This is a genomic window from Pseudomonas marvdashtae (assembly GCF_014268655.2).
GTDB classification, from domain to species: domain Bacteria; phylum Pseudomonadota; class Gammaproteobacteria; order Pseudomonadales; family Pseudomonadaceae; genus Aquipseudomonas; species Aquipseudomonas marvdashtae.
Map to the genome: position 1 here is coordinate 13,697 of NZ_JABWQX020000004.1, position 24,403 is coordinate 38,099.

Sequence of the window (24,403 nt, forward strand, 5' to 3'; positions counted from 1 at the left end):
CAGGCATCCTCAAGGCGAAAGTAGGTAGCCGCTGCGGTAGGCTTCGGTCCCGGCGACATGGGCGATTACCATGCCGGCAGTGGCCATGCGGCGCAGCGAACGGGCGTACAGCAGCCCGGCATTGCGGCAATGAACAGGTGTCACGGTGTCGTTGATCGGGTCGATGATTTCCGCGATCAGCTGTCCGGCCTCCAGATACTCACCGGGCAGGGCGCTATAGACCAGCAAACCGCCGACCGGCGTCGTCACCGGTTCGACACCGGCCAACGGCGTGGGCGGGTAGGGCAGCTCGGGCAGCAGCACTGGTTCGCCGTCGATGGCACCGAAGTGAATCAGGTATTCGATCAGGGCCTGGCAGTCGAGACTCGCCAAGCCATGGTTGACGTCGCCCTGGCCGCGTAATTCGACGGTAACCGAAAAACTGCCCAGGGGAATCTCAAATTGCTCGCCGAAACGTTCCTTGAGTTGCCACCAGAGCAGCGTGAAGCTCTCGTCGAACGACTGTCCGCCCGAGTCGGTGGCCAACAGGCTGGCCTCGGCGCCGATGTAGCGGGCCAGCGGCTCGACCTGGGGCCAGGCTTGCGGCGTGGTGTAAAGGTGCGCGACGGCTTCGAAATCGCAATGCAGGTCCAGCACCATGTCGGCGTCGCAGGCCAGTCGCTGCAGGACCAGGCGCTGGGATTGCAGTTGCGTGCTGGCGGTCTGCCGGTTCAGGGCGTCGCGCAGGCTGGTGCGGATCAGCAATAGGTTGTGCTGCGGTTCGTCGGTGAGCAGGCCTTCGATTTCGTTGCCGATTTCTTCACTCAAGTCGACGAACCGGCGGTTGAAGTTCTGTCCGCTTTCCAACTCGTAGCGGCCCAGGGGCACGTCCATCAGCACTTGTTCAAGGCCGATAGGATTGGCGACCGGCACCAGTACGATTTCGTGCCGCAAGTGACCCGAAGCCTCGAGTTCGGCCAGGCGCTGCTTGAGGTGCCAAGCCACCAGCATGCCCGGCAATTCGTCGGCGTGCAGGGAGGCCTGGATGTAGATTTTGCCGACGGCTTTTTCCGGGCCGAAGTGAAAACTGTGGATCTTGCGTGCGGTCCCCGGCAGCGGGGCCAACAGGTCATGAATCTGGTGGCGCATTTACGTGTGTGTCCTGGGAGCGGAAGCTTTAGTGAGTCGGCCCTAGAAAAGCCAGCCAGCGACGCTCGGCGAGGCGGAAGAGGCCGACCAGTGCAAACGTGACGGTCAGGTAGATCAACGCGGCAATCCCGAACGACTGGAACGTCATGAACGTCGCCGAGTTGGCATCCCGGGCGACTTTCAGCACGTCTGGAACGGTAGCGGTGAACGCCACGGTCGTCGAGTGCAGCATCAGAATCACTTCGTTGCTGTAATACGGCAGCGAGCGACGCAGCGCCGAAGGCATGATCACGTAGGTGTAGAGCTTCCAGCCGGTCAACCCGTAAGCCTTGGCCGCTTCGACTTCACCATGGTTCATGCTGCGAATCGCCCCGGCGAAAATCTCCGTGGTGTAGGCGCAGGTGTTCAAGGCGAACGCCAGGATCGTGCAGTTCATCGCGTCCCGAAAGAAGCTGTCGAGCAGCGGCTGCTCGCGCACGGCCGCGATGCTGTAGATGCCGGTGTAGCAGATCAGCAACTGGATGTAGAGCGGTGTCCCACGAAACAGATAGGTGTAGAACTGCACCGGCCAACGCACGTAGACCTTGGGCGAAACCCGCGCGATGGACAGCGGGATCGACACCACGAAGCCGATCAGCAACGCGGCGCTGAGTAGCCACAGGGTCATGGCCAGGCCGGTGATGTTATTGCCGTCGCTGTAGAGGAACGGACGCCAGTATTCTTGCAAGAGTTCGATCATCGCACCGCCTCCCGAGCCCCGGCAGCGTAGCGACGTTCAAGCCAACGCAGGACGAAGTTGGATGCGCTGGTGATCAACAGGTAGATCAGCGCCGCCAGCACCAGGAAGTAAAACAGCTGATAGGTGCTCTTGCCCGCATCCTGGGCGGCCTTGACCAGGTCGGCCAGGCCAATGATCGACACCAGGGCGGTCGCCTTGAGCATGACCATCCAGTTGTTGCCGATGCCCGGCAGGGCAAATCGCATCATCTGCGGGAACACCACGAAGCGAAAGCGCTGGCCACGCTTGAGGCCATAGGCCGTGGCGGCTTCGACTTGCCCGCGAGGGACCGCGAGGATCGCGCCGCGAAACGTCTCGGTGAAGTACGCGCCATAAATGAAGCCCAGGGTGATCACCCCGGCGCCGAATGGGTTGATCTCGATGTATTCCCATTCCATGAAATCAGTAAACGAGGTCAGCCAGGTTTGCAGGCTGTAGAAAATCAACAGCATCAGCACCAGGTCCGGTACGCCACGAATCAGCGTGGTGTAGAGCTGGGCTGGGATACGCAGCAGTTTGACGCTGGACAGTTTGGCACTGGCGCCCAGCAGGCCGAGCAAGACGCTCAGCAACAGCGACAGTACCGCCAGTTTGATCGTCATCCAGGTGCCTTGCATCAGCAGCGGGCCAAAGCCCTGCAGGCTGAAGGCCGAGAGCCCCAGATTTTGTAGGAGTTGTTCGAACATGGAAGGTGCCTTTGGCAGAAAAAAAGTGCCCACCCGAGGCCGGGTGGGCACTGCGCATTATTTGCCGCTGTACAGATTCAGATCGCCAAAGTGTTTTTTCTGGATTTCGGCGTATTTGCCGTCGTCGTGTAACGCTTTGATACCTTTATCCAAAAGCGCTTTCAGCTCTTTGTTACCTTTCTTGATACCGATGGCGGTCTTGGAAGGCAGCAGTTCGCTGTCGACCGGCTTGCTGACTTCATAGTCGCCGCCCTTTGGCGACTTCAGGAAGCCCAGCTCGGCCTGGAGCATGTCCTGGATCGCGGCGTCGAGGCGGCCGGAGGTCAGGTCAGCGTAAACCTGATCCTGGTTCTGATAGGCCTGGGTCTTGACGCCGGCCTTGTCCAGCACGGTCTTGGCATAGGTTTCCTGGATGGTGCCCTGCTCGTAGCCCACGGTCTTGCCTTTGAGCGAGGCAACGTCTTCGCTCAGGCCCGAGCCCTTCTTGAATACATAGGCTGTTGGGCCGGAGAACAGCTCGCTGGAAAAGTCGATGACTTTTTCGCGGGCCGGGGTCACGGTCATGGACGAGATCACACCGTCGAATTTATTGGCCTTGAGGCCTGGGATCATGCCGTCGAAATCGCTTTCGACCCATTTGCATTTGACCTTCAGCTCTTCGCAGATGGCATTGCCCAAGTCGATGTCGAAACCTACCAGGCTGCCATCGGCGGCCTTGGATTCGAACGGGGCATAGGACGGGTCGACACCAAAACGCAGTTCCTTGTATTCCTTGGCCGTGGCGACGCCAGCAGCCATGCACAACGCCAGTGCAGAAAGGGTCAGCAGTGCTTTTTTCATTATTGAGTCCCTAAAACCAATTTGAGCGCTTGTGGCGCATAAGTTGTTACCGATGAAGGTCTGAACGGTATGACGGCATAAAGGTAGCAATTTCCGAACCATAGTGCCGAACAAGTGTTTTAAAAGCAGGGGCGGCGGTGGACGGAACGCGATGGTGCGCGGGGAGGAGCGTACACCAAAATATGCACCAGGATGGAGCGACGCCCATTTCTGGCGTTACTGTAGCGAGTGGGCGCCTGGCGTTGTTGTCATGGCGCTTTTTTCAGGTTGGCATCGGGACTTGATAGAGGGCTAAGGGCGGTTTTGTTGCTGAGCGCTCGACCGAAAGATTGCCCGGTCATCTCGACATATCGGTAGGTGAACATGGACACCACGACCACCGATCCCACCACCAGCAAAGCGACAAGGTTATTGAGCGTCACGCTGCCGAGATCCAGGTAGCGAGTTCCGTCTATCACCGGGGCGATGTCAACGCCGGAGACTTTCTTCGCCACCATGAACGCCGACACTACGCAGAAGAGAACCGCCGCGTGGGTCAGGTAGATGGAGTAGGACAACTTGCCGAGAAAACCGAAGCCACGTCCCGCCAACAATCGCGATACCGCACCGCCGTCAAAGGCAAATATCACAACGATGACACCGAACAACAGGCTGGCCAGCAACTGCTTGGCTTCAAAGTCGTTGACCACCAAAGCCAGCGCCGCTGCCACCGCTATCACTTCCAGTGTTGTCAGCATTCCAGTCTGGGCCTGACTGGGGTGGGGGATTCTCCGGTACACGGCATAAGCCAGGCAGCCCGTGAAAAAATAAGCCAGGCCCCGTAACGATTCGATGGTGAAGAAGGTATTGCCCATATACATCTGCGCCAGTGCCACCAATACCACGGCTCCCCATACCCACGTCCTGGCTCCGAAAGCGATGCTCAGTATCAGGGCGAAGATCATGTAGGTGTAATACTCGATACTGATGCTCCAAGACGGATAGTTGAACGAAAGGGGGTTGGTCAAATACGTCCACGATTGCAACAACAGGGCATTGGGCAGAATTTCAGACGGGGCAAACTTTTCTGTAAAAGGCACGTTATTGAAGTTCATGCCTTTTTCGGATGCGATATATCTCCCGCACTCCAGGGCTATAAAGACGCTCAACATGAAGAGGTGCAGGGGGAGCAAGCGGAAGGTTCGCGTGATGAAAAATTTTCGAAAATTAAAACGTGCGGAGCGGCCATAGGCATGGGTCAATACAAAGCCACTCAATACGAAAAAGAACGAGACAAATATTTCGGCGTGGCGAAATAACAACCATTCGGTAAAACTGCCACTGATGCGCAAGTGATAGAGCATCACCGATATGGCCAACAGCCCCCTGAAACTATCCAAGGATTGGAACCGCTTCTCCGCAATCATTTCGGGGTTCCTCTGAATGGCATGACTCGGAATTCATTCCGATCATCCTGTCGCCGGAAGGCATGGCCCAGCTTGGCCTTGCCTGGGTGGCGATGCCGTCCCGTTCCCCGAGTAATTCGTCTTCCTGCACTGTTGCGCAAAGACTGGGGATTTTCTGGACGAAGGAAATATAAAACAGCGACGCTAATCTAATGTCACATTAGCATTGCTCTTTGAAAGAGCAAGTCGGTTTTTCAATGCTTGGTACATGTTCTGATGCCGTAATTACGGCGTCAGAAATACCGCCGGCAGGTGGGGTGTCGATAGTTTTTTCAACGTCGCATGAAATAAATATATTCCAAACGGTTGATCGTCGGCTCGCAGTGTTTTTGTTATATGCGTTACATGGCGTCTATTGCGTAGAGCCAGTGATGCAGGGCGCTAGATCACTGACCAAAGACATTGGAAACATGCCCCCTGAGCTTACTTCAGCAGATTCTGAAGCGTCGCCAGCGTGTCCGCTTCTTCAGCGGTTTTATCCTGGCGCCAGCGCAGCATCCGCGGGAAACGTACCGCGATCCCGCTCTTGTGGCGCTTGGACAAGGCGATGCCTTCGAAGCCCAGCTCGAACACCAGGGTTGGCGTCACGCTGCTCACCGGGCCGAATTTTTCCACGGTGGTCTTGCGCACGATGCTGTCGACCTGGCGCATCTCGGCGTCGGTCAGCCCCGAGTAAGCCTTGGCAAACGGCACCAGGGTGCGCTCGCGGCTGCCGGGCGGGTTGTCCCACACGGCGAACGTGTAGTCGCTATACAGGCTGGCGCGTCGGCCATGGCCGCGCTGGGCGTAAATCAGCACCGCGTCGACACTGAACGGGTCGATCTTCCATTTCCACCACACGCCCATGTCCTTGGTCCGGCCGACGCCATACAGCGCGTTGCGAGCCTTGAGCATCATGCCTTCGACGCCGAGGCTGCGGGATGCCTCGCGCTGGCGGGCGAGGTCGAGCCAATCCTCGCCCGTCACGATGGGCGACGGCAGCAGCACCGGGCTGTGGCAGCGGGCGACCAGAGACTCCAGTTGCTCGCGTCGCTCGGCCTGGGGGCGGCTGCGCCAGTCTTCGCCTTGCCATTCCAGCAGGTCATAGGCCATTACCACCACGGGAGCGTCTTCCAGCACCTTCTTGCTCAGCGTCTTGCGACCGATGCGTTGTTGCAGCAGGGCAAACGGCTGCACTGCCGGTTGCAGCGGGGCATCCGGATCAAAGGCGTCTTCGGTGACCGCCTGCGGCGCTTTCCAGACCACGATTTCGCCGTCGATCACCGTCCCGTCGGGCAACGCCTGCGCCAGTGGATGCAATTCTGGAAACCGTTCAGTCACCAGGTCCTCGCCTCGGGACCAGACCCATAGATGACCGTCGCGCTTGATCACCTGGGCACGGATCCCGTCCCATTTCCATTCCACTTGCCAGTCGCTGGCCGGCCCCAGCAGGGCGTCGAATTGCTCAACCGGTTGCGACAAGGCGTGGGCCAGGAAAAACGGATAAGGCTGCCCGCCGCGCTGGGCATGTTCATCGTTCGACTCGGCAGCGATCAGCTTGAGGTAACTGGCCGCCGTGGGGCGGTGGGACAGATCGGTGTAACCCACCAGACGTTGGGCCACCCGTTTGCTGTCCAACCCAGCCATGGTGGCCAACGCCCGAGTCACTAGCAGCTTGGACACGCCGACGCGGAAACTGCCAGTGATGAGCTTGATGCAGAGCATCAGGCTTGGCCGGTCGAGCTGTGCCCACAGCGCTGGCAGCCGTTCGGCCAGGACCTCGGGCGGTTCGCCGCGCAACGGCAGCAACTTCTGCTCGATCCACGGCGCCAGGCCTTCGTCGGAGCTATGAGGGGATTCGGGCAAGACCAACGAGATGGTTTCCGCAAGATCGCCCACGGCCTGGTAACTTTCCTCGAACAGCCACAGTGATAATCCAGACATCTGGACCGCCAGTTCCCTGAGGATTTTTACCGGCACCAACTGCCGTGGCCGGCCACCGGAGAGGAAGTACACGGCCCAAGCGGCGTCCTCGGGCGGCGCCTTGCTGAAGTAATCCTGCATGGCGGCAAGCTTGGCATTGCTGGAAGTGGTGGCATCCAGCTCGGCGTACAGTTCGGCGAAGGCTTTCATGAGGCCTCCTCGCCAGTGTCGACCGCCGAGACGCTGTCTTCTTCGTCGTCGCCGTATTCCGTGGTAAAGCCCTGGGCATCGAGGCCTTGTTCGCGCAGATGGCGCACCAGCACGCCGACCGATCCGTGGGTGACCATCACCCGTTCGGCGCCGGTCTGTTCGATGGCCCAAAGCAGGCCAGGCCAGTCGGCGTGGTCGGAGAGCACGAAGCCCCGATCCACGCCGCGTCGCCGACGAGTGCCGCGCAAGCGCATCCAGCCGCTGGCGAAGGCATCGCTGTAGTCGCCGAAACGACGTACCCAAGTGCTGCCGCTGGTGGAAGGCGGGGCGATGACCAGTGCCTGGCCCATGATCGGATCGTTCTTCTTCACATCCCCAGCGTAAATCGTCGGCGGCAAGTGCACACCGGCCTCGCGATAGACCCGGTTCAGCGGCTCCACCGCCCCGTGGGCGAGGATCGGTCCCAGGCTTGCGTCGATGCCGTGGAGAATTCGCTGCGCCTTGCCGAAGGAATAGCAGAACAACACGCTGGCCCGGCCTGCGGCAATATTCCCGCGCCACCACTGGTTGATTTCGTCGAAGATTTGCGCCTGGGGCTGCCAGCGATAGATCGGCAGGCCGAAGGTGGATTCGGTGATGAACGTGTGACATTTCACCGGCTCGAATGGCGCGCAAGTGCCGTCGGGCTCGACTTTGTAGTCGCCGGACGCCACCCATACCTCGCCTTGGTATTCCAGTCGGACCTGGGCTGAACCCAGTACATGGCCGGCGGGATGAAAACTCAGGGTGACGCCATGATGCTGCAGGCGTTCGTCGTAGGGCAGGGTTTGCAGGTTGATGTCTTGGCCCAGTCGCGAACGCAGGATGCCTTCGCCGGGGGCCGCTGCCAGGTAGTGCTGGTTGCCGCCACGGGCATGGTCGCCGTGGGCGTGGGTGATGACCGAACGCTCCACCGGACGCCAGGGGTCGATGTAGAAATCCCCCGGCGGGCAATACAGGCCTTCGGGGCGGGCAATGACAAGGTCCATGCGTTTACCGGGGCGATGGGCTTGTCAGGTAGAGGCGGGAGGCGCGGGAGAAGTTCGATCGGGTTTGGGGATGGGGTCAGGATCATCAGATGGCTTGGCCAAATGTGGCGAGGGGATAAATCCCCTCGCCACGGTGGAAGAGCCTATTTACCCGGCACCAACGTCAACCGGGTCTTGCCGTACGCCCGGTCGAAGTTCTGGGGTTGCAATGGCAGGCTTTGATATTGACCTTTGATCCACGGATCGATGCCGTTCAGATAATTCGGGCTGGCCGGGTTGCCCGACTGGCCGGCAGCGCTCTGGATCGTCAACGGTTCGGGCTGGCTGAAGTCAACGATAAAACGCGTGGTCGGCGCCAGGGTCGTATTGAAGTCCTGGCCCCAGGCGAACGCGGCGGTATTGAGCGTGGTTGCATCGCCGCCGGCTGCCAGCGGGCCGCGTACGACCTGGCCACTGCCGTTCTTCCACTCATGGCGATGCAGTCTGCCCCATTGCCAGGTGGCGCGGTCGCCGCTCAACTGGCTCTCGCCGGCGCTGATGGCCGCTGCCAGGCTGCGGGCCAGGATGACGGCCTTGTCTTCCTTCTGCGGCGTACGCACGTCATCCCAGAAGGGGCTGTCCTCGCGGCTCAGCAAATGGTCGGCCTGGGCTGAGTAGGACAACTGGCCATTGGCGACCAGCGCTTTCCAGGCCGGGCTGCCTTCCGGGCCCAATTCGTCGAGGAAAATCTGCTTCATGCTTTCTTGCAGGAACAGCTCATAGATCGCTGCGTCGGCAGAGACCGGACTGAGCCGGCCGTCGAACGCCATCAAGCGGGTATAAGCCTCACGCGCCTTGGCCCGGTCCGCCACCGGCAGGGCCTCGATCGCTTGTTTGAGCGGCTGGGCCATGCCCGGGGCTTCGAAGACTTTCTTGAGCTTGGCCGCGAACGTCGTGGTCTGGTCATATTGCATGGCGATCAGGCTGCGGGCGTCGTGCTTGCCCGCGCCGGCCAGCTCGGCCATGCGCTCGCCACGCTCCGGCGCCGCCCAGGAATTGGACAGCTGCATGCCGTAGCCATGGGGGATGACGCGCTGGTTGGTGGTGCCGAGCCAGCCCTGGGCCGGGTCCTGGTCGTAGGGATGCAGCATCGGATCGGCGTAACCGTCCCAATCGTAGCGACCTTCCCAGCCTGGCGATGGCAGCAGGCCTTCGCCTTCACGGCGGTTCGGATAGCGGCCAGTGACTTGCCAGCCGATATTGCGCGCATCGGCAAACACCATGTTCACCGCCATGGCGCGGATTTCCCGGCTGGCATCGGAAGCCTTCTCGACACTCTGCGCGCGTGACAGATCGAAGAACGCGTCCAGGGTCTTGTCATCAGTGAAGCTCGGAAGTTGCAGGGCCAGGCCGAAACCGTTAGCCATGGCCAAGCCTTGGGCGCTGTTGAGCAACGGACCGTGGCGGGTTTCGTACACGGCTTCGCGGATCGGCCGTTGACCCTTGATGAAGTAGGTTTCGTTGCGCACGGTCACTGGTTGCCATTTGCCATTGACTTCGTAGGACAGCCCATTGCCCTGGCGTCGGATCTTTTCCAGGAACAGGTCCTGGTTGTCGCCCAGCACGCTGGTCATGCTCCAGGCCACGTTACCGTTGAAGCCCGCCAGGATCATCGGGACGCCTGCCACGGACAGCCCGGCGGCCTGGTATTTGGGCGCGCGGATCTGCACGGGGCTCCAGAGCGACGGCACGCCCAGCGGCCCCTGGCTGTCGCTTGCCAGCAGGCTCTTGCCGTTGCGGCTGCGCTGCGGGGCGATGGCCCAGTTGTTCGAAGAGGCTGCGCCCAGCAGGTTCAGGTCGGCCAGTTGAGCGCCCGCCTTGCTGACTTCATTCAGGCCGGGAACCTGGCCATTGAGCCGCACGCCCTGAAGCTTTTCGGCCTCCGCCAAGGGCAGTGGCTCATCCGGATAGGACGGGCTCAGCCAAGCCAATTTGTCGTTGGTAACGGTCTGGGCAAGCACCAGCGCCGCGACCTCTTCCGGCAGGTTGGCCGACTGGCTGAAATTCAGCAGACAGAACAGCAGCGCCGAGTCTTCCGGTTTCCAGTATTCGGGTTTGTAGCCGGTGGCGGCGAGGTCCGACGGCAGTTTGTCGCGATAGCGGAACAGGTAGGCGTTGACGCCGCGCGCATACACTTCGAAGAAGCGCTTGAGGCGTGGCGAAGACGCCTTGTACAGCTCATCGGCGCTTTTCTTCAGGTTCACCGCGCGCATATAGCGGTCGACATCCAGCCGCTCGGCGCCGGACATCTCCGCCAATCGGCCCTGGGCAAGCAGGCGCAGGGTGGTCATCTGCGTGATCCGGTCGCTGGCATGGACATAGCCGAGGGCAAACAGGGCGTCATGAAAGCTGTTGCTTTCAATCAGCGGCATGCCCATGGCGTTGCGCCGGACCGAGACATTCTGCGCCAGCCCCTTGAGCGGTTGTACACCGGTGGCGGGCGGAACCGTGTCCTGGGTATTCCAGGCCTGGCAACCGCTCAGACCGAGCACGCTGGCCACTGCTGCGGCAACGCCGAGCTTGGGAAAGAACGAAATAGAGGCTGGCGAGGCCATGGCAAAGCTCCTGCGGGAGGGGGGTAGCACCAATAAAGGCGCTACGTTAGTGAGCAGGAGAAGGGCGCGCAAGCGGGGGCTGGGGTTATTTGTCGATTTGGCGATGAGAGCCCGGATCCAGGGGAACAGGTGGCAAGGACTTGCTTGTAGGAAAAGGTGATGCTCAAGTGTGGAAAATCAATGAACGAGCTTGAGAAGACCGGCATGGAGCTACTGGAAAACGCAGCACTGATCCTGATCGATCAACAAAAAGGCATCCTGCACCCCAGACTTGGCCCTCGCAACAACCCCGAGGCGGAGCTGCGCATGCTGGAGTTGCTTGCCCACTGGCGGGATTCGGCGCGGCCGGTCATCCACGTCCATCACCTGTCCCGCTCTCCCGAGTCAGTCTTCTGGCCCGGACAGTCGGGCGTGGAGGTCCAAGAGCGTTTCGAGCCGCTGGCCAGTGAAGGGCTGGTGCAAAAGCAGGTGCCGGATGCGTTTTGCGGCACGAACCTGGAGGTGCAACTGCGCAGCGCCGGGATCGGACAGTTGGTGATCGTCGGCGTGGCCACGAACAATTCAGTGGAGTCCACCGCTCGCACAGCTGGCAACTTGGGGTTCGACACCTGGGTCGCCGAAGACGCCTGTTACACCTTCGACAAGGCCGATTACTTCGGCAATGCCCGTACGGCGGCCGAGGTGCACGCCATGTCCCTGGGGAATCTGCACGGGGAGTACGCGACGGTGATGGGCGTAAAACGGATTCTGCAGGCGGGCTGATAAAAATGGAGATCGGCTGCGGCGGCGTCATCGCGAGCAAGCTCGCAATGACGTCTAGCCGACGAAAAAGCTTATCGCGTGGGCCATCAAGCCCCGTGGCACTTCTTGAATTTCTTGCCGTTGCCGCAAGGGCAAGGGTCGTTGCGACCGACGTCTTTCAGGGCATTGCGCACGGGTTCCTGATGGGCGTGGCCGCAATTCGGGCCGTGCACATGGCCGTGATCGTGATCGTGATCGTGGTGATGGTCATGATCGTGGTCGCAATCAGGGCCATGGACATGGGGTTGCTGGGTCATCGGGGTTACTCCGCAATAAAATCGGCGGCGATTATCACGCCATTGCGTTCCAGGTGCACGTAGTCAGCGATGAATAAACCGGTTTCCAGCTCACCTTCCAGACGATAGGGGATCTGCTGCCGGGGTTTCTCGAGCATTTTCACCACTTCCCGGACCTGCGGCCACAGATTGGTGCGGATCGGCACCTTGAAGTAAGCGCTGCGTCGGGGACGGACGGTGAACCAGTGTTCATGCTCGCCTTCGGTCAGCAGCAGGTCGCCCAAGTGGATCCGGTAGGTCAGGCCGCGTACGGTGAGATCACCCTCGCCGGGGTTGTCGACCCGAAAGTGCAACATGAACTTCTGCTCCAGCAACCGGGCCCGCACCACCTCGACCTTGACCAGATGCACCTGCGGCTCGGGCGTCTCGTCACCTCCCCAGGACGCGCAACCGCCAAGCCCGATGAACAACAGCAGGCACGTGATGCGTAAAAACTGTGATGGCTGTGTCATGTCCGTGCCTCTGGTTTATGCCCAGTCTAGTCTTCTGACCGGCGGGCGAGCGTCGGACGTTTCCGAAGTCAACGAGCGAAGTAGCCGGCGCAGCACTTTTTGAATTTATGTCCGCTGCCGCACGGGCAACTGTCATTGCGACCGGTCTTGACCGGCACGGTCGGGTCGATGAAATACCAGTGACCGCCGTTCTGCACGAATGAAGAACGTTCCCGGTGGCTGTGTTCGCCTTGGCCGTCATGCCAGCGCGCCGTGAATGTGACAAACGCGTGTTCCGGCTGGCCGCCGAACACTTCGCTGCTTTCGACGTCCAGTCCCAGCCAGGTGCTGCCGGCGCTCCATTCGGCGATGGACTGACGATCGAGACCGTCCTGCTGGGCGGGCAGGGTGGTGCTGACCAGATAATCCACCAGGCCCAACACGTAGGCGCTATAGCGCGAGCGCATCAAGGCTGCTGCGCAAGGCGCCGGGTGGCCGTCGTGATAATGGCCGCAGCAGGCGTCCAACGGATTGCCGCTGCCGCAGGGGCAAATGGGTGTATGCATGGGAGTGTTCACCGCTACCACCAATATTTTCCAAAATTTTCCGGGTTGGCCCAGAAACGTGAGTTGAGCCAGTCGGGGACTTGTTTGTATTCAAGCAGATCGTAGGTAAACAGGGTCAGCACCTGGTCTTCGCGCTGGAATCGCTCGCTGGCCTGCAGCGCCAGCGAGAAAAAGTCTGTCTCTTGCCATCCACAGGCGTCGAGATCCGCCAGCACGGCGATCCGGCTGGCGTTGAGATTGCGAATGCCGCCCAACAGGTTCAGACCGTCGCGCTTGGGCAAATGCTCCAGGCAATCGAGCGCCAGGGCCAGGTCAAAACGTCGCGCCGCCACATCAGCTGGCAGCACGCCGGGACCGGCGTGGACAACCTCGGTATCGGGGTGCGCTTGCTGGAACGCCTCTAGCGCAGGAAAACTGCTGGCGCCGATCAGCAAGAGCCTTTGCGGGGCGTAACGGTCAAGCACGGCGGCCAGGGCTTGCTGGGGCGTACGCGAAGAAATGGCAACGGTCATCGAAGTTCCTCAGTCAGAACCGCCACGATAGCGTGCGTGGAGACACTGGCCTAGAGCGGTTTGTCCCCGAATGTGCAGAACGTGCGTAAAAACGGGGCGAAAACCCGCGATTGCTCAGGCTGGCGCAGATCCGAAGTCGGGTCTTTACTCCCCTGAATCGGCGACAAGCCGATCCTTCAAGGAGAAACCCGATGAGCATAGTTCGGACAGCGTTACCCCTGGTTCTGCTAACCAGTGTGTTGACTGGTTGCGCAGGTTTGCAGAAAACCGACTGGCCGACCTGTGCGGCCGTTGGCGGAGCGATCGGCGCGGGATTAGGCGCAATAGAAAGTACCTCCTGGGCTGGCGGCGGCGCGCTGTACGTTGGCGGCATGGCGGCAGCTTATTGCTGGGTCAAGGGCGACGGCGACGAGGATGGCGATGGTGTGCCGGACAGCCGCGACAAGTGCCCGGGCACTCCGAAAGGTGTGCAGGTCGATGCCGATGGCTGCCCACCGCCCGCTCCGCCCCCCATGGTCGAGGAGCCGGTCGTGGTGACGGAAGAAACCATCGTCGTGCGCGATGTGCATTTCGAGTTCAACAAAGCCACGTTGACGCCGACCGACAAAGAAGTGCTGAGCACCATCGCAACCCGCCTCAAGCAGGAAACCTCCACCGCACAGCTGCGCGTGACGGGCCATACCGACAGCGTCGGCAGTGATGCCTACAATCAGAAACTGTCGGAAAAACGGGCCAATTCGGTCGTGCAATACCTGGTCGAAAGCGGCGTACCTCGCGCCAGTTTCGTCACGGTATCCGGCGCTGGGGAAAGCCAGCCGGTGGCCGATAACAAAACGGCCGATGGTCGCGCAATGAACCGTCGCACCGAAATCAAGATAAACCGCTGAAGCCCTTGTCGTCCGCGGCTTGTACAGTCGCGGATGCGGGTCTTTACTCCTGTGTGACCGGTATGGGCCGGTGACACAGGAGCTTTCACCATGAACGTTCTAATCAAAGTCGCCTTACCGGTGCTGCTGGCGAGCAGCCTGTTGTCCGGCTGCGCCACCCACAGCGACGGCAGCGCACCACTCAATCAACGTACCTGGCCAATCTGCAGCCTGCTCGGCGGACTCATCGGCGGTGGGCTGGGCGCCATCGAAAGCAGTGGCTGGGCCGCCGGTGGAGCCGCCTTGGGCCTGCTCGGTGGCGGCTTGATCTGCTACGCCCAGGACGGTGACGAAGACGACGACGGTGTGTTCGATCGTCGTGACCGTTGTCCCGATACGCCCGCCGATACCCCAGTCGAACACCACGGCTGCCCGCTGCCGCAATACCCCGCCAGCGTTCCGCAAGACGAACCCGAGACGCCGACCAGCGAAGTCATCACCCTTAATGACGCTGGCAAGGTGTTGTTCGATTTTGATCAATCCGATCTCACCGCCGCGGCACGAGGCCAACTCGATGGGCTGGTGGCGAAGTTGAGCCATGCCAACGTCGCCAGCATTCGTGTGGTGGGCCACACCGACAGTGTCGGCACCGATACCTATAACGAGGGGCTGTCCGAGCGCCGGGCCGGCAGCGTCGTGGAATACTTGCTGACCCAGGGACTGGCGCCGGACAAACTCACCAGCGAAGGCAAGGGCGAAAGCGAGCCGGTGGCCGACAACGAGACCGACGAGGGGCGTGCGCAGAACCGTCGGGTTGAATTGCATATCCAGCGTTGAGCGCCGGGCCAGGGCTGTCGGGTCGTCGGAAGGCGAACCGCTGGCCCGGGTCTGGGATCAGATTAAATTTGCCGGGCCCTCTGGCTTATCCAGCGCGCATGCCGTTACTGTGCGTGCAAAGAATAATTCCCGAACGGGGGGCGTATGAAGGTGTTTTGGGGGCTGGGGCGCTTGCTGACCCTGCTGTTCTGGCTGGTGGTGCTGGTCAATCTGTTGATGCCGTTCGTCCATCCGCTGCATCTGTTGGTCAATCTCGCCGGGGCGCTGTTGCTGGCGGTCCATTTACTCGAACTCTTGCTGTTCAGGGCGCAGTTTCGCGGACGTCCCGCGCCTGGCCGTGACCGCCTCCGAGTGCTGCTGTTCGGCATCTTTCACGTGCAAACCCTTCCGACCGCACCAGAGGCTTCCCATGCGTAAATTGTGTCTGCTCGCAGCATTTGTGTGCCCATGGGCTTGTGCTCAAGTGGTCCAGGTCGAAAGTCATTCGCTGATGCGTCTGCCCAACACGACCAGCGCCCTGGCCCTGGAGCGCTTGGACGTCGCCGACTACGGCACGCTGCTGGTGCCGTCCAACGTTACCGAACTGTCCATCGGTCAGTTGCACTTGGGGCGCGAAGCGCGGATCGCGATCGTGCCAGCGCAACAGGCGCTGGAGATGAAAGTCACCCAGGCTGAACTGGCCGAAGGCAGCCAGATCACTGCGCGCGGCGCGCCGGGGACTTATACGAAGGCGGCACGACCGGGGCGCAATCTCAACGTTCGCTTCAATGCGTTGAACGCGCCGCTGCTGTCGGTGGACGCCCGTGGCGGAACCGGTGCGCCCGGTTACGTGGGGCTCGACGGTGCCAACGGGCAGGCGCCGGGTTGCACCTGGGGTTCGGCCGGTCGCGGCGCCGACGGCAGCAATGGCGGCGATGGCCAGGCCGGTGCGGCCGGTGCGCTGGTGCGCCTGGAGTTGCCCCGCGAATACCCCGACGAACGCATCAAGGTCGCGGTGGATGGCGGCGCCGGTGGCACACCTGGGGCGGGTGGCAAGCCCGGTGCAGGCGGCAAGGCCAAGGGGTGCCTGGTCTATACCGCCGACGGAGGCAAGAGTGGTCGCCCTGGCACCGAGGGCCAGCCCGGGCCAGCCGGCGCGCCGGGGGCGGTGACGGTGCAGCGGTTCTGAGGACGTCGGACGGGTGGGAGCGCGGGCGCTCCCACTTGATCAATCCGCTCTTTCAGAACATGGGCCTTGCCGCGCCAACCGCCACCACCAGCAGCCCGATCAACAGGTTGATGCCGACCAATCGACGGATCTTGCCCAGCGCCGCTGCGCCCGTCGGCCAGTCCTGCGCCGTTACCGCGCTACGCAACGACGGCAGCTGCAAGGCCTGGATGCGGATGAACAGCGCCGTCATCACCACATACAGCCCCATCATTACCTGCACATAACGCGGCGCGGTTTCGAAGCCGGCGAAGCGTAGATGGATCAGGCCGACGCCACTGATCGGCAGAATCGCCACGGCGACCCAGACCCAGACAAAAAAACGCTGAAACACTTCTACCCACAACGTCAGCCGTGCAGGGCCTTCAAGGGCCGTCATTGCGGCGGGACGAAGGATCATCCAGGCGAAAAACATACCGCCGACCCAGACCAGGGCGGCCAGTAAATGCAGGGTGTAGACGAGGGCAAAGGGTGTCATTGGGTCACTCCGTTCTGCGCAGGATTGATTAGCGGGGTATGATAGCCGCCGATCCGAACCACTGAAAATTTATCCAGCGTTTTTTGCGCCCGACCATTCATGATCAGCACCGAACTCAAAACCACGATCCAGGGCGCCTACTCGCGTTTTCTCGAAGCCAAGAGCCTCAAGCCGCGATATGGCCAGCGCCTGATGATTGCCGAAGTGGCAAAAATCCTGGGTGACATCGACACCGACGACGAAGGCCGGCGCAGTGGCGAGCCTGCTGTCGTGGCGGTGGAGGCCGGCACCGGTACCGGCAAGACCGTGGCTTATAGCCTGGCGGCGATTCCCACTGCCAAGGCCGCCGGCAAGCGCCTGGTGATCGCCACGGCAACCGTCGCCCTGCAAGAGCAGATCGTCTACAAGGACCTGCCCGACCTGATGCGCAACAGCGGGCTGAACTTCACGTTCGCCCTGGCCAAGGGCCGTGGGCGCTACATGTGCCTGTCCAAGCTCGACATGCTGCTCCAGGAAGGCCATGCGCAGACCGCCACGGCGCAGCTGTTCGAAGAGGAAGGTTTCAAGATCGAGGTCGATGAAGCCAGCCAGAAGCTGTTCACCAGCATGATCGAGAAACTGGCCGGCAATAAGTGGGACGGCGACCGGGACAGCTGGTCCACCGCCCTGGAAGACGCCGATTGGTCTCGCCTGACCACCGATCACAGCCAGTGCACCAACCGTCATTGCCCGAACTTCGGCCAGTGCGCCTTCTACAAGGCCCGCGAAGGCATGGGCAAGGTCGACGTCATCGTCACCAACCACGACATGGTCTTGGCCGACCTGGCCCTGGGCGGTGGCGCGGTGCTGCCAGACCCGCGCGACACGATCTATGTATTCGACGAGGGCCATCACCTGCCGGACAAGGCCATCGGCCATTTCGCCCATTACACTCGGCTGCGCTCCACCGCCGACTGGCTGGAAACCACCGCCAAGAACCTCACGAAGCTGTTGGCCCAGCATCCGCTGCCGGGTGACCTGGGCAAGTTCATCGAGCAGGTGCCCGAGCTTGCGCGCGAGATCAAGACGAACCAGCAGTTCATGTTCACCGCGTGCGAGCAGGTGGCCGACTTCAAGCCCGGCGAAGACGTCGAAGGTCGCGAGCGACCGCGTCATCGTTTTGTCGGCGGGGTCATCCCCGAGCACATGCGTGAAATGGGCATCGAGCTCAAGAAAGGTTTCTCGCGCTTGACCGACCTGTTCACGCGTCTGACCGACCTGCTCAAGGAAGGCATGGATGGCGAGGTCAATATCGGCATTGCCAGCAACCAGGCCGAGGAATGGTATCCCTTGTTCGGCAGCCTGCTGTCTCGCTCGCAGGGCAACTGGGAGCTGTGGACGGCATTTACGGCCGAAGATCCGGAAGACAACCCGCCGATGGCGCGTTGGCTGACCCTGGCAGAAAGCGGTTCGCTGTTCGATATCGAGGTCAATGCCAGCCCGATCCTGGCGGCGGACATGCTGCGACGCAACCTGTGGAATGTTGCCTACGGTGCGCTGGTGACCTCCGCCACGCTCACCGCCCTAGGCACGTTCGACCGTTTCCGCATGCGCGCCGGCCTGCCGAAAAAAGCCGTGACCGCCGTGGTCCCGAGCCCCTTCCACCATGCCGATGCTGGCGTGCTGCGGGTGCCGGATCTCAAGGCCGACCCACGGGACGCTCCTGCCCACACCGCCGCGATCATTCGCGACCTGCCGGAGCTGGTGGAGGGTTCGAGAGGCACGCTGGTACTGTTTTCTTCGCGTAAGCAGATGCAGGACGTGTTCGATGGGCTTGACCGTGACTGGCGCAAGCAAGTGTTCATCCAGGGCAACCTTTCGAAGCAGGAAACCTTGAACAAGCACAAGGCACGGGTCGATGGCGGGGACTCCAGCGTGCTGTTCGGCCTGGCCAGTTTTGCCGAAGGTGTCGACTTGCCGGGTGCCTACTGCGAGCACGTGGTGATCGCCAAGATCCCGTTCTCGGTCCCGGACGATCCGGTGGAAGCGGCACTGGCCGAATGGATCGAAGCCCGGGGCGGCAATCCGTTCATGGAGATTTCCGTGCCGGACGCGTCGCTGAAACTGGTCCAGGCCTGCGGCCGCTTGCTGCGTACCGAGGAAGACCGCGGCACCATCACGCTGCTCGACCGCAGATTGGTGACCCAGCGCTACGGTAAAGCCATCCTCAATGCGCTGCCGCCGTTTCGGCGGGAGATTTCCTAGTCACAACCAACCGTCTCACGGCGGTTCCCAAAACCCTCAATGGCTGAAACAATGCCAGCCACCTGAAAAAAGTGTTTATTTCAAGGGAGTTGCGGGTGCAAATTCAAGGTCATTACGAGCTTCGGTTCGAGGCGGTGCGTGAAGCGTTCGCGGCGCTGTTCGATGATGCCCAGGAGCGCGGCGCGGCGTTGTGCATTCAAGTGGGCGGCCGCACCGTCATCGATATCTGGGCAGGCACGGCTGATAAAGATGGCAGTGAAGCCTGGCATAGCGACACCATCGCCAACCTGTTTTCCTGCACCAAGACCTTCGCGGCCGTAACGGCCCTGCAACTGGTGGCGGAAGGCAAGCTGCAGCTGGACGCTCCGATCGCTCGCTATTGGCCTGAATTTGCTGCCGCTGGCAAGGAATCCATCACCCTGCGCCAGTTGCTCTGCCATCAGGCCGGGTTACCGGCGCTCAGGGAGTTGATGGCTCCTGAAGCACTTTACGACTGGCAAGCCATGGTCGACGCCTTGGCGGCTGAAGCGCCTTGGTGGACGCCCGGCGAGGGGCACGGTTATGCCGCGATCACCTACGGCTGGTTGGTTGGCGAATTGCTGCGAAGGGCCGATGGCCGGGGTCCGGGTGAGTCCATCGTTGCCCGGGTCGCAAAACCGCTGGGCCTGGACTTCCATGTCGGCCTGGCCGACGACGAATTTTATCGCGTGGCGCATATCGCCCGCGGCAAAGGCAATGTCGGCGATGCCGCGGCCCAGCGCCTGCTGCAGGTGACGATGCGCGAACCGACGGCCATGACCACTCGGGCGTTCACCAATCCGCCGTCGATCATGACCAGCACCAACAAACCCGAGTGGCGACGCATGCAGCAGCCGGCCGCCAACGGCCACGGCAACGCGCGCAGCCTCGCCGGGTTCTACGCCGGCCTGCTCGACGGCAGCCTGCTGGAAAGTGAGATGCTCGACGAGCTGACGCGCCAGCACAGCTTCGGCGAAGACAAGACGCTGCTGACCCAGACCCGTTTCGGCCTGGGGTGCATGCTCGATCAGCCTGATATGCCTAACGCGACTTACGGCCTGGGGCCGCGCGCCTTTGGTCATCCCGGTGCGGGCGGCTCCATCGGTTTTGCCGACCCGGAGCATGACGTTGCATTCGGTTTCGTGACCAACACGCTCGGGCCCTACGTCTTGATGGACCCGCGTGCGCAGAAGCTTGCGAGGGTGCTTGCCACTTGTCTATAAAGCGCCCTCGCAGGTAGTGGGGACAGGAACCTCGTGTCCTTTTCAGTTTCAAAGCGTCTGTTTATGCGGCCGGAACATGGCCTTTGTTTTTTCATTTTGATCATTTTGTGGATATCCAATGTCATCGAATAAAACCCTCGCTCTGGCGCTGTGCTTCGCTATCACCGGTTGCGCACAAAACCCACAAAATGATGCCGAGGGCGGCAGCGGTTGGTGGCCGTTCGGTTCCTCCGACAAGGTTGCAGCTAAAGAACCGGCTCCAGCGGTACCCTTGAAGCCAGCCGCCGCAGCACCCCAAGCCAAGGCCGAAAGTGCCGGTGGCACGCACTGGTGGTGGCCATTCTCCTCCGACGACGCCGCTGATAAAGTCGCCCAAAAAGATCCGGTGAAGCCTGAAGCCAAACCTGAAGCCAAGGCGCCGGCGACCGTTGCCAAGGCCGAAGCCGAAAGTAACGGCAAATGGTGGTGGCCATTCGGCGGCAAGGACCAGGAGACCGCCAAGGCGGTGCCGATGCCCGACCCGAAAGTCACCCAAGCCTGGCTCGACGACTATGAGCCGAAGCTGCGTACCGCCATCAAGGACAGCAAGCTTGAGCTGGAGCGCCGCGATAACGTGCTGGTCGTCACCGCGCCCGTTGACGGCTCGTTCAACCCGGACCGTCCGGCCATGCTGCTGCCGGTGACACTCGGCCCGTTCACCCGCGTTGCCAAGATCCTCGAAGCCGATCCGAAAACCGCCGTGCTGATCCTCGGCCATGCCGATACGTCGGGCGCGGCACCGGCCAATCAGAAGCTCAGCCAGGAGCGTGCCCAATCCGTGGCGGCGATCTTCCGGCTCAGTGGCTTGCAGCGTGATCGCCTGATGTTGCGCGGCATGGGCTCGGTCGCTCCCCGTGCGGCCAACGACAGCGTTGAAGGCCGGGCCTTGAACCGTCGTGTGGAGTTGCTGGTCACGCCGGCAAACACGATGGTTGCGCTGTTGAGCAAATACAACATGCCGGCCCCTGCACCGGTGACGCTGGTGGCAGCCCAGGACGTCAAACCTGCGGCGCCAGCCGCGGCCCCCGCGACGAAAAAAGCCGCAGCCCCGGCCGCCAAGAAAGCGGCGGCCAAGAAGGCCCCCGCCAAGGCCCCCGCGAAGAAGACCCCGGCCAAGAAAACCACGCCAGCGAAGAAACCGGAACCGGCCAAGGCCGCTGCCGATGGGAAAAAAGTCGCTGCCGCCGATACGTCCAAAAAACAGTGATGGGCTGATCACAAGGAGCGCGCCATGACCCAAACGCTGGCTGATATGCGCCGTGACTACACCCGCGATGGCCTCACCGAGGCACAAGCGCCGGCCGAGCCGTTCGCGCTGTTCCACCAGTGGTTCGCCGACGCGGTGAAAACCGAACAGGCTCCGGTGGAGGCCAACGCCATGACCTTGGCGACGGTGGATGCGGACGGTCGGCCGCACTGCCGGATCCTGCTCCTCAAGGGACTGGATGCCCAGGGGTTCACCTTCTTCACCAACTACGACAGCGCGAAGGGCCAGCACTTGGCGGCGAATCCTTACGCGGCCATGACTTTTTTCTGGCCTACCCTGGAGCGCCAGGTGCGTATCGAGGGCAAAGTCCTGAAGGTCACGGCGCAGGAGTCGGACGCCTATTATCAGGTGCGGCCGCTGGGCAGCCGTCTCGGTGCCTGGGCCTCACCCCAGAGCCGGGTGATCGCCGGACGTGGGGAGCTGGAAGATCTGCTGAAAGCCACCGAACAGCGTTTCAGCGACAGCCAACCTCATTGCCCCGAGCATTGGGGCGGCTATCGCCTGTTGCCTGAGCGCATCGAATTCTGGCAGGGACGGTCGAGCCGTCTTCATGATCGTCTCAACTATCGTCTGCAGGGCGGGGATTGGGTTCGCGAGCGTTTGGCGCCTTGACTTCGGGATAAGCTGCCGCAGCGGCTTGAAGCCATTGCGGCAGGTCCCGGCGCTTGATGCCTTGTTCGCGGGCACGGGTCAATTGTTGCAGCATGTGAGCTTTCTTCTGCTCATCCTGTCCCGCCAATGACAACGCCAAGTCGCGGTCCATCCAGCGCTTGATGCGTACGTACAGCCACCAATGGAAGTACAGGCCCGCCACGGTGGTAGCGACTATGATGAAATAATCCATGAAAATCCCTGGGTCGGTGACGCGGACTTTTGAAATGAGCGCTACTGTGTGGTGAATTTTTTCCGGTGCGCCTGTATCCCACCTGAATGAAAACAATTTTTCCCTGGCGAGGCCGTGACAGGCGTCAAGCCGGGGAGTTTAATGGATCCCTGTCTTTTGGAGTTGATGCTATGCGTAAGTCTGTTTTGCTGGTTGCTTCCTTTTCCACGATGGCGATGTTGCTCACTGGCTGTCAGTCGAGCCTGACCGGCGACTCCTACTCCCGTGACGAAGCGCGTCGCGTCCAGACGATTCGCATGGGTACCATCGAATCCCTGCGTCCGGTCAAGATCGAAGGCACCAAGACCCCGATCGGCGGTGCGGCCGGTGCGGTGGTGGGTGGTGTGGGTGGCAGCGCCATCGGCGGTGGCCGTGGCAGCATCGTTGCCGCTGTGATCGGCGCCGTGGCTGGCGGCTTGCTCGGATCTGCTACTGAAGAAGGCCTGACCCGGACCCAGGGTGTCGAGATTACTGTTCGGGAAGATGACGGCAGCATGCGTGCCTATGTGCAGCAGGTTCAGGAGAACGAAGTGTTCCGTGTGGGTGAGCGGGTTCGGATTTCCACTGTCGGTGGCACGAGTCGCGTTTCGCACTAAGCAATTTTGGTTCGCGGGGCTGTATCTGTCCTTCGAGCGGTGGGCATATCCGTTTCTTTGGTAATGGCCGCTTATGGTTCCGCTTTACCTGCGCGGCTAACCCGGCATCCGTGCCGGGTTGCCCACTCCCCAACGCGCGAGTAAATCCGCACAGCGTCTGGCGTGGTGGCTGGGGAGCTTTTGTGGCGAGGGAGCTTGCTCCCGCTTGAGTGCGCAGCGCTCATCGTTTTTTGGGGCCGCCGCGCGACCCGGCGGGAGCAAGCTTCCTCTCCACAGGACCGGCCGTCACGAAACCGCTACATTAGGCTTACGACTGGCCATCGCCGTCACCCCATAACCAATCACCGCCGCCAGGATCGACCCAGTCAGAATCCCCATCCGATCCATCCCCGCATACTCACTCGCACCCGGCACGAATGCCAGGGAGCCGACGAACAGGCTCATGGTGAAACCGATGCCACAGAGAATCGCCACGCCCAGAATCTGACCCCAATTGGCCCCGGCGGGCAGGCTGGCAATGCCGATTTTCACCGCTAGCCACGTCAGGCCGAACACGCCGACAGCCTTGCCCAGCAACAGGCCGACCGCGATGCCCATCGGGACGTGATGGGTGAAACTCTCGACCGTGACGCCGCTCAGGGACAAGCCGGCGTTGGCAAACGCAAACAGCGGCAAGATACCGTAGGCCACCCAGGGATGCAGCGCGTGTTCCAGCGTCAGCAGGGGTGACGTTTCGGCGTTCCTGGTGCGCAGTGGAATGCAGAAGGCCAAGGTCACGCCGGCCAATGTGGCGTGGACACCGCTCTTGAGCACACAGATCCATAGAATCAGCCCGACCACCATATAGGGCCCGAGCTTGACGACGCCCATCCGGTTCATCGCCACCAGCCCGGCAATGCAGGCGGCGGCCAGTCCCAGTGACAAGGTCGACAGGTCACCAGAGTAGAAGATTGCGATGATGACGATGGCGCCCAGGTCGTCGATGATTGCCAGGGTCATCAGGAACAGCTTGAGCGACACCGGCACCCGCTTGCCGAGCAAGGCCAGCACACCGAGGGCGAAGGCGATGTCGGTGGCCGTCGGAATCGCCCAGCCCGCAAGGGCAGCCGGATTGTCACGGTTGAGAAACCAATAGATTAAAGCCGGTATCAGCATGCCGCCAATTGCTGCCGCGCCCGGCAAGACAATTTGTGAAGGCTTCGACAATTGTCCGTCCAGTACCTCACGTTTGACCTCGAGGCCGATGAGCAGGAAGAACAGCGCCATCAAGCCGTCGTTGATCCACAGCAGCGCTGGTTTCGCAATCTTCAGCGCCCCGACCTGAGCCACCACGGGCGTGTCCAGGAAATCTGTATAGAGCCACGACAGTGGCGAGTTATTCAGTATCAGGGCTAGCGCGGCAGCGGCGATCAAAAGCAAGCCGCCGGCGGCTTCCAACTGAAGAAAACGGGTCAAAGCGCTACGGATAGGCAAGGTAGCTCTCCATTATTTGAATCAAAAAGATGGCACACCCTAACCCGTACCGTTA

The 24,403-nt window shown here is 61.4% G+C and carries 25 protein-coding genes; 10 read left to right on the plus strand and 15 right to left on the minus strand.

The window, feature by feature from the left end; translation table 11 throughout:
• Positions 1-9: 9 nt before the first annotated feature.
• The 8 genes from HU742_RS23745 to HU742_RS23780 form a co-directional block, all read right to left on the minus strand.
• Positions 10-1,128, minus strand: coding sequence for a succinylglutamate desuccinylase/aspartoacylase family protein (locus tag HU742_RS23745; protein ID WP_186644760.1), 1,119 nt, complete (start codon positions 1,126-1,128; stop codon positions 10-12).
• Positions 1,129-1,156: 28 nt separating this feature from the next.
• Positions 1,157-1,867, minus strand: coding sequence for an ABC transporter permease (locus tag HU742_RS23750; protein ID WP_186635187.1), 711 nt, complete (start codon positions 1,865-1,867; stop codon positions 1,157-1,159).
• On the minus strand, positions 1,864-2,592 hold the full coding sequence (locus tag HU742_RS23755) for an ABC transporter permease (protein WP_186635190.1): 729 nt from the start codon (positions 2,590-2,592) through the stop codon (positions 1,864-1,866). The genes HU742_RS23750 and HU742_RS23755 overlap by 4 nt, the downstream gene beginning before the upstream one ends.
• Before the next feature lie 57 nt (positions 2,593-2,649).
• Positions 2,650-3,432, minus strand: coding sequence for a transporter substrate-binding domain-containing protein (locus tag HU742_RS23760; RefSeq protein ID WP_186615295.1), 783 nt, complete (start codon positions 3,430-3,432; stop codon positions 2,650-2,652).
• A 248-nt stretch (positions 3,433-3,680) separates the two neighbouring features.
• Positions 3,681-4,838: an acyltransferase family protein gene (locus tag HU742_RS23765; protein WP_186644762.1), complete on the minus strand. Its 1,158-nt coding sequence runs from the start codon at positions 4,836-4,838 to the stop codon at positions 3,681-3,683.
• A gap of 462 nt (positions 4,839-5,300) precedes the next feature.
• The gene (locus HU742_RS23770) at positions 5,301-6,989 is read right to left on the minus strand and encodes an ATP-dependent DNA ligase (RefSeq protein WP_186644764.1); all 1,689 of its coding nucleotides are present in this window, start codon (positions 6,987-6,989) and stop codon (positions 5,301-5,303) included.
• Positions 6,986-8,017, minus strand: a complete 1,032-nt coding sequence (locus tag HU742_RS23775) for a ligase-associated DNA damage response exonuclease (protein WP_186644766.1) — start codon at positions 8,015-8,017, stop codon at positions 6,986-6,988. The genes HU742_RS23770 and HU742_RS23775 overlap by 4 nt, the downstream gene beginning before the upstream one ends.
• A 143-nt stretch (positions 8,018-8,160) precedes the next feature.
• Complete coding sequence (locus HU742_RS23780; protein WP_186644768.1) at positions 8,161-10,611, minus strand: penicillin acylase family protein; 2,451 nt, start codon at positions 10,609-10,611, stop codon at positions 8,161-8,163.
• A gap of 204 nt (positions 10,612-10,815) precedes the next feature.
• On the opposite strand from HU742_RS23780, the gene HU742_RS23785 reads away from it, so the two are divergent.
• The gene (locus tag HU742_RS23785; RefSeq protein WP_186644824.1) at positions 10,816-11,373 is read left to right on the plus strand and encodes a cysteine hydrolase family protein; all 558 of its coding nucleotides are present in this window, start codon (positions 10,816-10,818) and stop codon (positions 11,371-11,373) included.
• Positions 11,374-11,459: 86 nt separating this feature from the next.
• Here HU742_RS23785 and HU742_RS23790 read toward each other — a convergent pair whose 3' ends face one another.
• The 4 genes from HU742_RS23790 to HU742_RS23805 form a co-directional block, all read right to left on the minus strand.
• On the minus strand, positions 11,460-11,669 hold the full coding sequence (locus tag HU742_RS23790; RefSeq protein WP_186644770.1) for an SEC-C metal-binding domain-containing protein: 210 nt from the start codon (positions 11,667-11,669) through the stop codon (positions 11,460-11,462).
• A gap of 5 nt (positions 11,670-11,674) precedes the next feature.
• Entirely contained in the window at positions 11,675-12,160 is a 486-nt protein-coding gene (locus HU742_RS23795; RefSeq protein WP_186635204.1) for an LEA/WHy family protein, read from the minus strand.
• A 68-nt stretch (positions 12,161-12,228) separates the two neighbouring features.
• Complete coding sequence (locus HU742_RS23800; protein ID WP_186635207.1) at positions 12,229-12,705, minus strand: YchJ family protein; 477 nt, start codon at positions 12,703-12,705, stop codon at positions 12,229-12,231.
• Between the two features lie 14 nt (positions 12,706-12,719).
• Entirely contained in the window at positions 12,720-13,217 is a 498-nt protein-coding gene (locus tag HU742_RS23805; RefSeq protein ID WP_186635210.1) for a DUF6231 family protein, read from the minus strand.
• Between the two features lie 191 nt (positions 13,218-13,408).
• Here HU742_RS23805 and HU742_RS23810 point away from each other — a divergent pair, with 191 nt between their 5' ends.
• The 4 genes from HU742_RS23810 to HU742_RS23825 all read left to right on the plus strand — a co-directional run bounded on the left by HU742_RS23810 (position 13,409) and on the right by HU742_RS23825 (position 16,088).
• A complete protein-coding gene (locus tag HU742_RS23810; protein WP_186635211.1) occupies positions 13,409-14,104 on the plus strand; it encodes a PA1041 family peptidoglycan-binding anchor lipoprotein in 696 nt (231 codons plus the stop codon).
• Positions 14,105-14,194: 90 nt separating this feature from the next.
• A complete protein-coding gene (locus HU742_RS23815) occupies positions 14,195-14,920 on the plus strand; it encodes a PA1041 family peptidoglycan-binding anchor lipoprotein (protein WP_186644772.1) in 726 nt (241 codons plus the stop codon).
• Between the two features lie 144 nt (positions 14,921-15,064).
• Positions 15,065-15,337 (plus strand): DUF1145 domain-containing protein, encoded by a 273-nt coding sequence (locus HU742_RS23820; protein ID WP_186635217.1) that lies wholly within the window; start codon positions 15,065-15,067, stop codon positions 15,335-15,337.
• Positions 15,330-16,088 (plus strand): collagen-like protein, encoded by a 759-nt coding sequence (locus HU742_RS23825; RefSeq protein WP_186635220.1) that lies wholly within the window; start codon positions 15,330-15,332, stop codon positions 16,086-16,088. The genes HU742_RS23820 and HU742_RS23825 overlap by 8 nt, the downstream gene beginning before the upstream one ends.
• A 52-nt stretch (positions 16,089-16,140) precedes the next feature.
• Here HU742_RS23825 and HU742_RS23830 read toward each other — a convergent pair whose 3' ends face one another.
• Positions 16,141-16,605 (minus strand): CopD family protein, encoded by a 465-nt coding sequence (locus HU742_RS23830; protein ID WP_186644774.1) that lies wholly within the window; start codon positions 16,603-16,605, stop codon positions 16,141-16,143.
• Positions 16,606-16,704: 99 nt separating this feature from the next.
• Here HU742_RS23830 and dinG point away from each other — a divergent pair, with 99 nt between their 5' ends.
• The 4 genes from dinG (at position 16,705) to pdxH (ending at position 22,008) form a co-directional block, all read left to right on the plus strand.
• The gene (dinG, locus tag HU742_RS23835) at positions 16,705-18,849 is read left to right on the plus strand and encodes an ATP-dependent DNA helicase DinG (protein WP_186635226.1); all 2,145 of its coding nucleotides are present in this window, start codon (positions 16,705-16,707) and stop codon (positions 18,847-18,849) included.
• A gap of 95 nt (positions 18,850-18,944) precedes the next feature.
• Positions 18,945-20,090, plus strand: coding sequence for a serine hydrolase domain-containing protein (locus tag HU742_RS23840; RefSeq protein ID WP_186644776.1), 1,146 nt, complete (start codon positions 18,945-18,947; stop codon positions 20,088-20,090).
• A 118-nt stretch (positions 20,091-20,208) separates the two neighbouring features.
• A complete protein-coding gene (locus HU742_RS23845) occupies positions 20,209-21,336 on the plus strand; it encodes an OmpA family protein (protein WP_186644777.1) in 1,128 nt (375 codons plus the stop codon).
• A gap of 24 nt (positions 21,337-21,360) precedes the next feature.
• Positions 21,361-22,008 carry a pyridoxamine 5'-phosphate oxidase gene (gene pdxH, locus HU742_RS23850; protein WP_186635235.1) on the plus strand — a complete coding sequence of 216 codons (648 nt, stop codon included), beginning with the start codon at positions 21,361-21,363 and terminating at the stop codon, positions 22,006-22,008.
• On the opposite strand, the gene HU742_RS23855 is transcribed toward pdxH, so the two are convergent.
• Complete coding sequence (locus HU742_RS23855) at positions 21,956-22,240, minus strand: hypothetical protein (RefSeq protein WP_186635238.1); 285 nt, start codon at positions 22,238-22,240, stop codon at positions 21,956-21,958. The genes pdxH and HU742_RS23855 overlap by 53 nt on opposite strands.
• Positions 22,241-22,410: 170 nt before the next feature.
• On the opposite strand from HU742_RS23855, the gene HU742_RS23860 reads away from it, so the two are divergent.
• A complete protein-coding gene (locus tag HU742_RS23860; RefSeq protein WP_186615330.1) occupies positions 22,411-22,875 on the plus strand; it encodes an outer membrane lipoprotein in 465 nt (154 codons plus the stop codon).
• Positions 22,876-23,160: 285 nt separating this feature from the next.
• Here the strand turns inward: HU742_RS23860 and nhaA are convergent, their stop codons facing one another.
• A complete protein-coding gene (gene nhaA / locus HU742_RS23865) occupies positions 23,161-24,348 on the minus strand; it encodes a Na+/H+ antiporter NhaA (RefSeq protein WP_186635241.1) in 1,188 nt (395 codons plus the stop codon).
• Between the last annotated feature and the right edge of the window lie 55 nt (positions 24,349-24,403).